At 62.9% G+C, this 13,079-nt stretch carries 8 protein-coding genes and 1 tRNA gene; 2 read left to right on the top strand and 7 right to left on the bottom strand.

Features of this window, described 5'->3' with window-relative positions:
• Window positions 1–88 precede the first annotated feature (88 nt).
• Window positions 89–170 (bottom strand) — tRNA-Leu (locus FDP28_RS00170).
• Between the two features lie 198 nt (window positions 171–368).
• Here FDP28_RS00170 and FDP28_RS00165 point away from each other — a divergent pair.
• Together FDP28_RS00165 and FDP28_RS00160 are read left to right on the top strand one after the other, a co-directional pair.
• Window positions 369–974: an ANTAR domain-containing response regulator gene (locus tag FDP28_RS00165; RefSeq protein WP_144658605.1), complete on the top strand. Its 606-nt coding sequence runs from the start codon at window positions 369–371 to the stop codon at window positions 972–974.
• Between the two features lie 202 nt (window positions 975–1,176).
• On the top strand, window positions 1,177–1,683 hold the full coding sequence (locus FDP28_RS00160; protein WP_260842261.1) for an HPP family protein: 507 nt from the start codon (window positions 1,177–1,179) through the stop codon (window positions 1,681–1,683).
• A gap of 68 nt (window positions 1,684–1,751) precedes the next feature.
• Here FDP28_RS00160 and pyk read toward each other — a convergent pair whose 3' ends face one another.
• The 6 genes from pyk to trpB form a co-directional block, all read right to left on the bottom strand.
• Window positions 1,752–3,245, bottom strand: a complete 1,494-nt coding sequence (pyk, locus tag FDP28_RS00155; RefSeq protein WP_144658603.1) for a pyruvate kinase — start codon at window positions 3,243–3,245, stop codon at window positions 1,752–1,754.
• 55 nt (window positions 3,246–3,300) lie between these two features.
• Entirely contained in the window at window positions 3,301–4,758 is a 1,458-nt protein-coding gene (locus tag FDP28_RS00150) for a glutamate synthase subunit beta (RefSeq protein ID WP_144658602.1), read from the bottom strand.
• Complete coding sequence (gene gltB / locus FDP28_RS00145; RefSeq protein ID WP_144658601.1) at window positions 4,751–9,364, bottom strand: glutamate synthase large subunit; 4,614 nt, start codon at window positions 9,362–9,364, stop codon at window positions 4,751–4,753. The genes FDP28_RS00150 and gltB overlap by 8 nt, the downstream gene beginning before the upstream one ends.
• A 259-nt stretch (window positions 9,365–9,623) precedes the next feature.
• Window positions 9,624–10,778 (bottom strand): prolipoprotein diacylglyceryl transferase, encoded by a 1,155-nt coding sequence (gene lgt / locus FDP28_RS00140; RefSeq protein WP_144658600.1) that lies wholly within the window; start codon window positions 10,776–10,778, stop codon window positions 9,624–9,626.
• A gap of 21 nt (window positions 10,779–10,799) precedes the next feature.
• Window positions 10,800–11,612 carry a tryptophan synthase subunit alpha gene (gene trpA / locus FDP28_RS00135; RefSeq protein ID WP_144658599.1) on the bottom strand — a complete coding sequence of 271 codons (813 nt, stop codon included), beginning with the start codon at window positions 11,610–11,612 and terminating at the stop codon, window positions 10,800–10,802.
• Window positions 11,612–12,988: a tryptophan synthase subunit beta gene (trpB, locus tag FDP28_RS00130; RefSeq protein ID WP_144658598.1), complete on the bottom strand. Its 1,377-nt coding sequence runs from the start codon at window positions 12,986–12,988 to the stop codon at window positions 11,612–11,614. Before trpB ends, trpA begins: the two co-directional genes overlap by 1 nt.
• Between the last annotated feature and the right edge of the window lie 91 nt (window positions 12,989–13,079).

Genomic DNA, 13,079 nt, shown 5'->3' with positions numbered 1-13,079 from the left:
AGGCACCCTCCAGGACTATCAGGCGGAGGAACATGTCAAGGTTTGTTCACACTTAAGAGCAAAACCCCTCCGAAGAGGGGTTGTGCCGTGCCCGAGGTGGGACTCGAACCCACACACCTTTCGATACCGCATTTTGAGTGCGGCGCGTCTGCCAATTCCGCCACTCGGGCGCGGATTACCGGGACGTTAATTCTCGCTGACTGCTCTCATTTCTGTGAGCAACGCGATCCGTTCCCAGCACGCGAAACTACTCTACATGCAGATAGGCTGATTCAAAGAACCGGACGCGCTGGTGCAACAAAAACATGCTCCACGACCGTCCCCACTAAGATGGACTTGAACCCGCCGAACCTTTCCAAGGAGATCCCGTGACCGAACAGACGGAGTCCGCACCCACAAGCCAGCCGGCCCGACGTGTTGTCGTAGCCGAGGATGAGACACTCATCCGCTTGGACATTATCGAGATCCTGAAGGGCGAAGGGTACGACGTCGTAGGCGAGGCGGACAACGGCGAAAAGGCCGTGGAGCTGGCCGAAGAACTTAAGCCTGACCTCGTGCTGATGGATGTCAAGATGCCCGTCATGGATGGCATCTCGGCAGCTGAGAAGATCGTGAAGGCCCGCATCGCCCCCGTCGTCCTCCTGACCGCGTTCAGCCAGAAGGAACTGGTGGAGCGGGCACGCGATGCCGGCGCCATGGCGTACGTCGTCAAGCCGTTTACCCCCGCCGACCTCATCCCGGCCATCGAGATTGCCCTCTCCCGCCACGAGGAGATCAAGGCACTCGAGAACGAGGTTTCCGACCTCCAGGAGCAGTTCGCCACGCGCAAGCTTGTAGAGCGCGCCAAGAGCCTCCTGACCACCAAGATGGGCCTCACGGAGCCCGAAGCCTTCCGCTGGATCCAGAAGACCTCCATGGACCGTCGCCTCAGCATGCGTGAGGTTGCCGAGACCATCATCAACCAGGTCAACTAGCATCCCTCGAAAAGAAGGGCGGCTTCCTTGCGAAGCCGCCCTTCTCCCCTTAAGCGAAGCCAGCGCTGGGCATTCAATCCCTACCCACGGCGACAGATAATAAGTATGCTGATCTTATTCGGGAGGGTGAATCCAGAACCAAGGGACTTTGGAATCACGCCTGAGAGGCGGGAGTATGCCAACGACGTCGGTACTTGAAAGAATGAACAAAAGCGCAGGCCAGCTGGGAGCGGGAACTTATGCCTGCGTCCTTGGCGCAGCTACCTTGGCCGCAGCTGGCCTCGTCGGTCTTTTGAGCCACCTGCCTTGGCTGTTTCCCAGCCTGGGGCCGACGGTGATGCTCTTCTTCGAGTCGCCGCAGCAAAAGGCGGCATCGCCCGGAAACACCCTGGCAGGCCATGGGGTGGGACTGCTTGCGGGTGCTGGCTGCCTTTATGCTCTGGGCCTCCAGGACATCCCACCAGCCCCAACCGGTGGACTCACTCCGGGGCACGTAGTAGCCGGCATAGCGTCGGTAGGCCTGACTTCCCTCATCCTGGCGCTGATCAAGAAGCCCCACCCGCCAGCCGGGGCGACAACACTCATTGTCAGCCTCGGCATCCTCAAGACGCCTGCGCAATTGCTCACCATGGCGGGTGCGATTCTCCTGGTTACAGCACTGGGCTGGACCCTGAATCTCATCCTCGGAACCCGGCCTTCGTCTTCCTGATACATCTGCAGTATCTAAACGACAACAGGCCCCGCCAAACGGCGGGGCCTGTTGCGCAAAACCAGGGACTACGCCTTGGTCTTGGACTTCTTTTCGGGCCACGGGCCAACGGGTTCCTTGCGGGAACCGTCATCGACCTTGGAGGTGTCGGCGAGGTCGCCTACCTTGTGAACCTTCAGAGAGTTCGTGGAACCGGCCTGTCCTGGAGGGGAACCGGCGGCGATGACCACGAGGTCACCTTCGTCCACGAGCTTCATGTCGAGCAGGCTGCGGTCCACCTGGGCGGTCATCTCGTCGGTGTGGCCGACCGAGGGCACCAGTACCGGCTGGATGCCCCAGGTGAGGGCCAGCTGGTTCCACACGTGCTCAACCGGCGTGAACGCGAAGACCGGCTTGACCGGGCGCAGACGCGACAGGCGTCGTGCCGAGTCACCGGACTGTGTGAAAGTACAGATGTACTTGGCGTCCAGCTGGTCTGCGATTTCGACGGCGGCACGGGTGATGGCGCCACCGCGGGTCTTGGGCTTGGTACCCAGCGGGGGGACGCGCTCAAGTCCGTGGACCTCGGTGGATTCGATGATCCGCGCCATGGTCTTGACGGTTTCGATCGGGTACTGGCCCACGGAGGTCTCACCCGAGAGCATGACTGCATCGGCGCCGTCGAGAACTGCGTTGGCGCAGTCGGAGGCTTCGGCGCGTGTCGGCCGCGGGTTGTCGATCATGGATTCGAGGACCTGGGTTGCCACGATGACCGGCTTGGCCCAGCGGCGGGCCAACTCGATGGCGCGCTTCTGGACAATCGGAACCTCTTCGAGCGGCAGTTCGACGCCGAGGTCGCCACGGGCAACCATGATGGCGTCGAATGCGTCAATGATTTCGTGGAGCTGGTCCACGGCCTGCGGCTTTTCGATCTTGGCGATCACGGGGACGCGACGGCCTTCTTCGTCCATGATCTCGTGGACACGGGTGATGTCCGCAGCGTCACGAACGAACGACAAGGCCACGAGGTCGGCGCCACGCTTGAGCGCCCAGCGCAGATCATCCTCGTCCTTTTCGCTCAACGCGGGGACGTTGACGGCGACGCCGGGCAGGTTGATGCCCTTGTTGTTGGAGACCTTGCCGCCAACAGTCACAGTGGCAACAACCTTGACGTCGTCAACTTCAACGGCGCGCAGCGCCACCTTGCCGTCGTCGATCAGCAGCGCGTCGCCGACGTTGACATCTTCGGTGAGGCTCTTGAGCGTGGTGGAGCAAATGTCCTTGGTGCCAGGGACGTCCTCGGTGGTGATGGTAAAGGTGTCGCCAACGGCCAACTCGTGGGGACCGTCAACAAAGCGGCCAAGGCGGATCTTGGGGCCCTGGAGGTCGGCCATGATGGCCACGGGCTTGCCCAGCTGCGCCGCCGCCTTGCGGACATTCTCGTAGGTGTTGTCGTGCACGGAGTAGTCGCCGTGGCTCATGTTCATGCGAGCAACGTCGACGCCGGCCTCCAGCACCGCGAGGGTGTTGTCGAAGCTGGAGATAGCCGGGCCGAAAGTTGCCACAATTTTCGCGCGTCTCATATACCTACCCTAAGTAGTTCATGCTGATTGAGTAAAAGATCAGTTCCTGCCGGCGCTATAAGACCGCTATCGCCCGGTCGGTGGGGGCGACCGGTGCCGGGAGAATGGTGCTTCCCATCAGGAACTTGTCCACTGCGGCCGCACATGCACGGCCTTCCGCAATGGCCCACACAATCAGAGACTGGCCACGTCCGGCATCGCCGGCGACAAACACTCCCTCAGTGTTTGTCATGTAGTAGCCGTCGCGGGCCACGTTGCCCCGACCGTCGAATTCCGCACTGACCTGTTCCGTGATCCCTGCCGGCTCAGCGCCGGTAAAGCCGAGGCTCAGGAAGACCAGGTCAGCCGGAATAATCCGCTCCGTGCCTGCCTTGGGCAGGCGCTTGCCATCTACGAACTCTGTTTCAGCAACCTTGACGCCCGTCAGCTTGCCGTTCTCCCCCACGAACTCGACAGTGGAGGCAAGGTACGTGCGTTCGCCGCCTTCTTCGTGGGCACTGGCCATCTCGAACAAGGTGGGGAAGGTCGGCCACGGCTGGTGTGCGGCACGTTCCGACGGCGGCTGCTTGCCGATCGCGAGGGTCGTCACCGACGCTGCCTGGTGGCGGTGGGCGGTTCCGATGCAGTCAGCACCGGTATCGCCACCACCGAGGATGACAACGTGCTTGCCGCGGGCATCGATGTGGTTCTCCGGGGTCTCCCCCGCGACTACGCGATTCGCCGGGACCAGGTAGTCCATGGCGAAGTGGACGCCATCAAGATCGCGGCCAGGGATCGGCAGGTCGCGCGGGACCGTAGCCCCGGTGGCGACAACAACGGCGTCGTAACGACGGCGAAGCTGCTCCCAGGTGACATCGGTTCCCACGGCGACGCCGGTCCGGAAGCGGGTGCCTTCGGCCTTCATCTGCTCGAGGCGGCGGTCAACCTGTTCCTTCTCCATTTTGAAGTCCGGAATGCCGTACCGGAGCAGGCCGCCGATCTTGTCATCGCGCTCGTACACCGCAACGGTGTGCCCAACGCGGGTCAACTGCTGCGCGACGGCCAAGCCGGCCGGACCGGAGCCAACCACGGCAACCGTCTTGCCCGTAAGGCGCGTCGGCGGAAGCGGGTGGACCCAGTCGTTGTCGAACGCCTGGTCAATGATGGAGACCTCAACCTGCTTGATGGTCACGGCGGGCTGGTTGATGCCCAATACACACGACGCTTCACAAGGGGCCGGGCACAAGCGGCCCGTGAACTCAGGGAAGTTGTTCGTGGCGTGAAGTCGCTCAATGGCTTCTTCACCCTTGTCCCGCCATACGAGGTCATTCCACTCAGGAATGAGGTTGCCCAAAGGACAGCCCTGGTGACAGAACGGAACGCCACAGTCCATGCAGCGGCCGGCCTGGCTCTTCAGGACACCCTTTTCCTGTGCTTCGTAGACCTCTTTCCAGTCCATGATGCGGACGGGAACGGGACGGCGTGGCTGCGTCTCGCGCTGCCGGACTTTCAGAAATCCGCGTGGATCAGCCACCGGTTACCTCCAGGATTCGAGACCATACTTCTTCGCCATCGGGGTCAAGGCCCTCTTCGATGGCGTCGAGACGGGTTTGCAGGACTGCGGCGTAGTCGCGCGGCAGTACCTTGGTGATGCGGGCTGCGGTGTCGTCGAAGTTCTCGAGCAGACGGCCCGCCAGGACGGATTCGGTTTCCTCAACATGCTTGGTGAGGAGGCCGTGGACAATGTCGCGGTCCTCGGCGTCGAGCTCCAGGAGCTGGAGTTCGCCGGAATCGAGGGCGAGCTTGTTGACGCGCTCAGGCTGCAGGTCCAGAACATAGGCGGTGCCGCCGGACATGCCGGCGCCGAAGTTACGGCCCGTACGGCCGATGATCAGCGTCTGGCCACCGGTCATGTACTCACAGCCGTGGTCGCCAATGCCCTCGACGACGGCGGTCGCACCGGAGTTGCGGACCAGGAAGCGTTCGCCAACCTGACCACGCAGGAACATCTCGCCGCTGGTGGCACCGTAACCAATGACGTTGCCGGCAATGACGTTGCGTTCTGCCTGGAACACATTGGTGCGGTCCGGACGGACGATGATGCGCCCACCGGACAGGCCCTTGCCCACGTAGTCGTTGGAGTCACCGAACATGCGCAGCGTGATGCCTGCAGGCAGGAACGCGCCCAAGGACTGGCCGGCAGTGCCGTTCAGGGTCACATCGATCGTGTCCGTTGCCAGGACGTCAGTACCGAAGGTCTTGGTCACCACATGGCCCAGCATCGTGCCCACGGAACGGTCCGTGTTGATAACGTCCAGGGTGATCTTGACGGGCATGCGGTCGCTGAGCGCTTCCTGTGCCATGGTGATCAGCCGCTGGTCGAAGTGCTTGTCCAGCTCGTGGTTCTGGCCGGTCATGTTGCGCAGCGGCACGTCGTCGTCGAATTCCAGCCCGTGCAGGATGGGATCGAGGTCCAGGCCTTCGGCCTTCCAGTGGTTGAGGGCGTCCCGGGTGTCCAACACCTCGGCGTGGCCGATAGCCTCTTCGATGCTGCGGAATCCAAGCTCTGCGAGGATTTCGCGGACTTCCTCTGCGAGGAACTCGAAGAAGTTGACCACGAATTCGGGCTTGCCGGAGAACCGGGCACGAAGCTCGGGGTTCTGCGTGGCCACACCAACCGGGCAGGTGTCCAGGTGGCAGACGCGCATCATGATGCAGCCTTCAACCACCAGAGGAGCGGTTGCGAAACCAAACTCTTCGCCACCGAGCAGGGCGGCAATGACCACGTCACGGCCGGTCTTGAGCTGTCCGTCAACTTGGACCACAACGCGGTCGCGCAGGCCGTTGAGCATGAGGGTCTGCTGGGTTTCGGCGAGGCCGAGCTCCCACGGCACACCCGCGTGCTTGAGCGAGTTCAGCGGCGAGGCGCCGGTTCCGCCGTCGTGACCTGACACAAGCACGACGTCGGCCTTCGCCTTCGTCACGCCGGAGGCCACCGTGCCGATCCCGACTTCCGAAACCAGCTTCACGTGCACCCGGGCCGAAGGGTTGGCGCGCTTGGCATCGTAGATGAGCTGCGCGAGGTCTTCGATCGAGTAGATGTCGTGGTGCGGAGGCGGGGAAATCAGACCGACGCCGGGGGTCGAGTGACGGGTCCGGGCCACCCAGGGGTAGACCTTCTGCGCCATCAACTGGCCACCTTCACCGGGCTTGGCGCCCTGTGCCATCTTGATCTGGATGTCGTCGGCATTGGTGAGGTAGAGGCTCGTGACACCAAAACGGCCGGAAGCGATCTGCTTGATGGCAGAGCGGCGCTCGGGATCCAGGAGGCGGTCGACGTCCTCGCCGCCTTCGCCGGTGTTGGACTTGGCGCCCAAACGGTTCATGGCGATGGCGAGGGTTTCGTGCGCTTCCTTGGAGATGGAGCCGTAGCTCATGGCTCCGGTGGAGAAACGCTTCACGATGCTGGAAACGGGTTCAACTTCTTCCAGCGGAACAGCCGGGCGGACGCCGTCCTTGAACTTGAGGAGCCCACGCAGGGTCATCAGGTTCTCGGACTGGTCGTCTACGCCCTTGGTGTAGGCCTTGAAGATGTCGTAACGGCGTTCGCGTGTCGCGTGCTGCAAACGGAATACCGTCTCCGGGTTGAAGAGGTGCGGTTCGCCGTCGCGGCGCCACTGGTACTCACCGCCGCCGAGCAGCGGCTGGTGCGGGTGCTCGATGCCACCCTCGGGGTAAGCCATCTGGTGACGGGCCGAAACTTCGGCGGCGATGACGTCGAGGCCGACGCCACCGAGCTGGGAGTGCGTACCGGAGAAGAATTCATCCACGAGTTCCTGGGACAGGCCCAGAGCCTCGAACGTCTGGGCACCCGTGTAGGAAGCCACGGTGGAGATGCCCATCTTGGACATGATCTTCAGGACACCCTTGCCCAGGCCCTTGATGAGGTTGTAGACGCCGTCTTCGGCAGTCACTCCCGTGACATCGCCGTTGGAGATCAGCTGTTCCACCGACTCCATGGCCAGGTACGGGTTGACCGCCGAAGCGCCGTAGCCGATGAGCACGGCAACATGGTGCGTCTCACGGACGTCGCCGGCTTCGACCACCAACGCAGTCTTGGTGCGGTTGGCACTGCGAAGAAGGTGGTGGTGAACAGCGCTGACCAGCAGGAGCGAAGGAATCGGTGCCCACTGGGCATTGGAGTCACGGTCCGACAGCACGACGTACTGCACGCCACGGTTGATCGCACCGGAAACCTGCTCGCAGATCTCCGTCAAGCGGGCGCGCAGCGCCGCTTCTCCGCCCTCGGGGCGGTAAAGGCCGCGGACCTTCATGGCGATGCGGTCGCCGTCGGGGCTTTCAATGTTCGCGATCTTGGCGAGCTGGTCGTTGTTGATCACAGGGAACGGCAACGAGATCTGCGGCTGGCGGACCTGCTTGCCATCCAACAGGTTGCCGTTGGGGCCAATGGCGCACTTCAGGGAGGTGACCAGCTCTTCACGGATGGCATCCAGCGGCGGGTTGGTGACCTGGGCGAAAGATTGCACAAAGTAGTCGAACAGCAACCGCGGGCGCTTGGAGAGCACGGCGACCGGAGTGTCCGAACCCATGGCACCCAGCGGCTCGGCACCGGTACGGGCCATCGGTCCAAGCAGGATCTTCAACTCTTCAGTGGTGTAGCCGAAGGTCCGCTGGCGGATGTTCACCGAAGCTGCCGTGTGGAGCACGTGCTCACGCTCGGGAAGCTCGTTGATGTCGATCAGGTTGTCCTTGAGCCACTCGGCCCACGGGTTGGCTGCCGCGACCTCGGCCTTGACCTCGGCGTCGTCAATGATGCGTCCGGCTTCGGTGTCCACCAGGAACATCTTGCCCGGGGCAACGCGGCCCTTCTTGACCACGTTGGAGGGCTCAACCTCGATCACGCCTACCTCGGAGGCAAAGATGATCAGGCCGTCTTCAGTGATCCAGTAGCGTCCCGGGCGCAGGCCGTTGCGGTCCAAGGTGGCGCCGACAAGGCTGCCGTCGGTGAAGGACACAGCTGCGGGACCGTCCCAGGGCTCCATGAGGAGGGAGTGGTACTCGTAGAAGGCACGGCGGGCCGGATCCATGGTGGCGTGGTTCTCCCATGCCTCCGGGATCATCATCATGATGGAGTGCGTGATGGGGCGTCCAGAGAGCCACAGGAGCTCGGCAACCTCGTCGAAGGAAGCCGAGTCAGAGGCACCCGGGGTGCAGATGGGGTACAGCTCTTCCGGGGTGTCACCCAGAAGGGGGCTGGCCAGCTGCGACTGGCGTGCACGCATCCAGTTGCGGTTGCCCTTGACCGTGTTGATTTCGCCGTTGTGCGCGATGGTGCGGAACGGCTGGGCCAGCGGCCAGGAAGGGAACGTGTTGGTGGAGAAGCGCGAGTGGACAATGGCGAGCTTGGTCTTGAAGCGCTTGTCCGAAAGGTCCGGGTAGAACGGCTCCAGCTGGGCCGTGGTCAGCATGCCCTTGTACACGATGGTGCGGGAGGACAGCGACGGGAAGTAGACGCCGAACTTGTTCTGGGCGCGCTTGCGGATCCGCCAGGCACGGGAGTCAAGTTCATTGTGCTCAAGCTGCTCGCCGTTGGCAGCAGCGAAGAACGGCTGCGAGAAGTAGGGCATACACGCACGCGCCATGGCACCTACGAGGTCCGCTACGACGGGAACCTCGCGCCAGCCAAGGACCGTAAGCCCCTCATCAGCAGCCAGTGCCTCGATGCCGGCCTTGGCCGTGGCAGCTTCCCGGGCTTCAGCCGGCAGGAATGCGGTACCCACAACGTACTGGCCGGGTGCGGGCAGTTCGAATTCGGTGACGGCCCGGAAAAACTCGTCGGGGACCTGCATGAGCAGACCCGCGCCGTCGCCGGTTCCTTCGTCGGCGCCTACGGCGCCGCGGTGTTCGAGATTGCGGAGGGCGGTCAGTGCCGCCTCCACGATGTCGTATCCCGGTTCCCCGCGGAGCGTGGCAATAATGGCCAGGCCGCAGGCGTCCTTCTCCTTATCAGGGTTGTAAAGACCCTGGGCCTCCGGGAGCGCGGCGAAGCGCTTGAACGGAGACATGGCACCCTGCGGTTCGATATTTTCGGACCAACCGGGGTTATGAAGATGGGTCATGGGAGACGTCCTTCCTCGAGATCGTGCGTATGGAAGGGACAACGTTGGCCCCACCTTGCCTGCCCTGTGACGGGCACAACAAAGCGCTAGTTATTGGAATTGTAGGCCAGCCGATCCAGCGCAACTAACAGTTACGCAGACCTCTGGCCCCGGCTTGACCAGTGAACATCGGTATGCTGCGATCCGGTTTCCGGGGTGCCACGACGCTGTGGACTGGGCCCTACGAGCGGTGACTCTGTTGCCCCTTTACCTACGGCGACTACTTGGTGTCGTCTGCCCTAGGCGAGGATCCGGGTGCTTTCCGTGCGGCGGTGGCATCAGCTGAGGCGTCCGTGGCAGACGTGGTGTCTTGAACGGTCTTCTCTGATGCGTCCCGCGGCCCGTCAACGTTGTCCGGATCACTGTGGTTATCAGGGAGATTATCACGTGAACCACTATCTGAGACAGATGCGTCCACATCATGACTGGTGACGCTCGTCACCGCTGCGGGCTCTCCGGAAGGGTCCTTTTCCGGCTCCCGCCCCGCCAAATAAGGGGTATCCGGCACCGGCCGAGCACGTCGGCCTAGTACCAGGAAGATGACCAGAGCCGCTACGAAGACGAAGATGCTGGTCCACACGTTGAGACGGGTGGTGATTCCAAAGAGGGTGATCTGCTCGGCATCGTCAATACGCAATGCCTCGATCCAGACACGGCCCAGCGTGTAGTACATGGCGTACAGCCAGAACAGCCGGCCCCGACGGAACCTGAACTTCTTGTCCAGCAGCAACAGGATGGCTACGCCGGCAAGGTTCCACAGCATTTCGTAGAGGAACGTCGGGTGGAACAGTGTGTCCGCCGCCATTCCCGGTGGAAAGTTTGCGTTGGACGGGTCGATCTCGAGGCCCCACGGCAAGGTTGTGGGTGCGCCGAAGAGTTCCTGGTTGAACCAGTTCCCCAGCCGTCCGATGGCCTGGGCCAGGAGCAGGCCGGGAGCGGCCGCGTCCAGGAAGGCAGTCAACTTGACACCGGCCCGGCGGCAGCCGATCCAGGCGCCCACCACGCCAAGGACCACGGCGCCCCAGATGCCCAGTCCACCGCGCTGGATCTGGGGGATCAGCGAGAGGTCGCCCGTGCCATCAAAGCCGGGCCCAAAGTACGCATCGGGCGAAGAAAAGACGTGGTAAAGGCGGCCGCCAATGATGCCGAACGGGATGGCCCAGATAGCGATATCCCACAGGCTGCCCTCAGGCGCTCCGCGCTGCTTCCATCGCGCCGAGGTCAGCCACAAGCCGACGATGATTCCCGCCAGGATGCAGAGGGCGTAGGCGTGGATGCGCAAAGTCCCCCACGGCAACGGAATGTCGAATCCGGACCACGAAGGGCTCGGAATACTCAGGGGGACCATTGCCGCTGCGTGGAGGACGGTCTGCATGCGCTTCGCTGTTTCCTTTTCCTAGGCTTCTGCAGCGGCGCGGCCCAGGCCGGCGCTGAGGTTCTTGGTGAGTTGCCCGACGGCGTCCACGCCGCCGTCGCGGAGGGCCGCCACCAGGGCGGTGCCCACGATGACTCCATCGGCGTAGGCAGCGATCTCACGGACGTGGTCCGGGTTGGAGACACCCAAGCCCACACATACCCGATCAGCCCCGGCCGCGTGGGCGCGTGCCACCACTTCCTCGGCGGCGCTGCTGACTGAAGTCCGTGTGCCGGTAACACCCATGATGGACACGGCATAGACGAACCCGCGGCTTGCCTTCACGGTCATGTCGAGCCGCTCGGGGGTGGACGAGGGAGCCACGAGGAACACGCGGTCCAGTCCGTACTTGTCGGAAGCTTCGAACCACTCAGAGGCTTCGTCAGGAACGAGGTCCGGGGTGATGAGTCCCGCTCCCCCGGCTTCTTCCAGGCGACGGGAGAACTCGTCCACGCCCATGCGCATGACGGGGTTCCAGTATGTCATCACCAGCACGGCAGCATCCGTAGCTGCCGTGATGCCCGCCACCACGTCAAAGACATCTGCAACGCGGAATCCGTTGGAAATGGCTTCAGTTGTGGCTGCCTGGATGACCGGACCGTCCATGACGGGATCGGAGTACGGGATGCCGATTTCAATGAGGTCGGCACCGTTGCGGGCCAAGGCGATGCCTGCTTCGATGCTTTCCTTGACCGTCGGGTACCCGGCAGGCAGGTAGCCCACCAAGGCGGCGCGGCCTTCGGCGCGGGCCTTGTCGATGGCGGCAGCGGACTTGCTGGCGGTTTGGGCGTTCATCAGTTCTGGTCCTCGTTTTCATCCGCAGCAGTCCCGGACACGCGGTCGGACGGCCCCTTGGGCTTACGGGTGGACAGGGTGGTGCCCTTGACGTGTCCCTCTTCGTCCAACATGTTGAACCAGGCCGCAGCGGTTTCCACGTCCTTGTCGCCTCGACCGGACAGATTCACGATCACCGTGACGTCGGAAGGGTTTTCCTTGCCAACAGTCAGGCGGTGGCCAATCTTGATGGCACCGGCCAGGGCGTGCGAGGACTCGATGGCGGGAATGATGCCTTCCGTCCGGCACAGGAGGCTGAACGCATCCATGGCTTCGGTGTCAGTGACGGCCTCGTAGCTGACGCGTCCGATGTCCGCGAGGTAGGAGTGTTCAGGACCCACGCTGGGGTAGTCCAGGCCTGCGGAAATCGAGTGGGACTCAATGGTCTGTCCGTCTTCGTCCTGCATGAGGTACGAACGCGCGCCATGGAGCACACCGGGGCGGCCCAGGGAGATGGCTGCTGCGTGCCGGCCGGTTTCCACGCCTTCACCGCCGGCTTCAAAACCGTAGATCTTCACCGATGCGTCGTCCAGGAACGCGTGGAACAGACCGATCGCGTTGGATCCGCCGCCGATGCAGGCGCAAATGGCATCCGGAAGCTTTCCGGTCTGCTCGAGGATCTGGCTCCGGGCTTCTTCGCCAATGACTTCGTGGAAGTAGCGGACCATGGCCGGGAACGGGTGGGCTCCGGCAGCAGTGCCCAGAAGGTAGTGGGTGTTCTCCACGTTCGAGACCCAGTCGCGGAGGGCGTCGTTGATGGCGTCCTTAAGTGTCTGGGAGCCGTTGGTGACCGGTACAACAGTGGCACCCAACAACTGCATGCGGGCTACGTTCAAAGCCTGACGGCGACAATCCTCGGCTCCCATGTACACCACGCACTCAAGGCCCAGCAGGGCTGCTGCGGTGGCGCTGGCAACACCGTGCTGCCCGGCACCGGTTTCGGCGATGACGCGGGTCTTGCCCATCCGCTTGGCCAGCAGCGCTTGGCCGAGGACGTTGTTGATCTTGTGCGAGCCGGTGTGGTTGAGGTCTTCGCGCTTGAGGAAGATGCGCGCTCCCCCAGCGTGCGCGGAGAAGCGTTTCGCCTCCGTCAGCAATGACGGCCTGCCGGAGTAGTTCTTGTTGAGGTCCTTCAACTCTGCGATGAAATCAGGATCAGCCTTGGCTTTTTCGAAGGTGTCCTGCACTTCGTCCAACGCGGCGATGAGAGACTCGGGCATCCAGCGTCCGCCGTAGCTTCCGAAGTAGGGCCCCGATGCGTTGCGCAGCGAAGGGCCACCTTGCAGGAATGCGTCTGCGGCATTCTCTTCTGAGCCGGCTGTTGGCGCGTCGACCATCAGTCTCACCGTCCTGTTCCACTTAGTTCTTTGGGTAGTTCCACGTGCCACAAGGCAGCCACGGGCTTGAGCCCGGGCTGCCTTATGAATT

This window comes from Paenarthrobacter nicotinovorans (assembly GCF_007670255.1).
Taxonomy (GTDB): domain Bacteria; phylum Actinomycetota; class Actinomycetes; order Actinomycetales; family Micrococcaceae; genus Arthrobacter; species Arthrobacter nicotinovorans_B.
The sequence above is the reverse complement of the archived record's forward strand: the minus strand, read 5'-3'. Positions and strand labels throughout refer to the sequence as shown.

Coding starts and splice junctions, on each gene's coding strand:
- trpB (WP_144658598.1), bottom strand. CDS start 12,988: ATGGTCGACGCGCCAACAGCCGGCTCAGAAGAGAATGCCGCAGACGCA.
- gltB (WP_144658601.1), bottom strand. CDS start 9,364: ATGACCCATCTTCATAACCCCGGTTGGTCCGAAAATATCGAACCGCAG.
- FDP28_RS00160 (WP_260842261.1), top strand. CDS start 1,177: ATGAACAAAAGCGCAGGCCAGCTGGGAGCGGGAACTTATGCCTGCGTC.
- pyk (WP_144658603.1), bottom strand. CDS start 3,245: ATGAGACGCGCGAAAATTGTGGCAACTTTCGGCCCGGCTATCTCCAGC.
- lgt (WP_144658600.1), bottom strand. CDS start 10,778: ATGCAGACCGTCCTCCACGCAGCGGCAATGGTCCCCCTGAGTATTCCG.
- trpA (WP_144658599.1), bottom strand. CDS start 11,612: ATGAACGCCCAAACCGCCAGCAAGTCCGCTGCCGCCATCGACAAGGCC.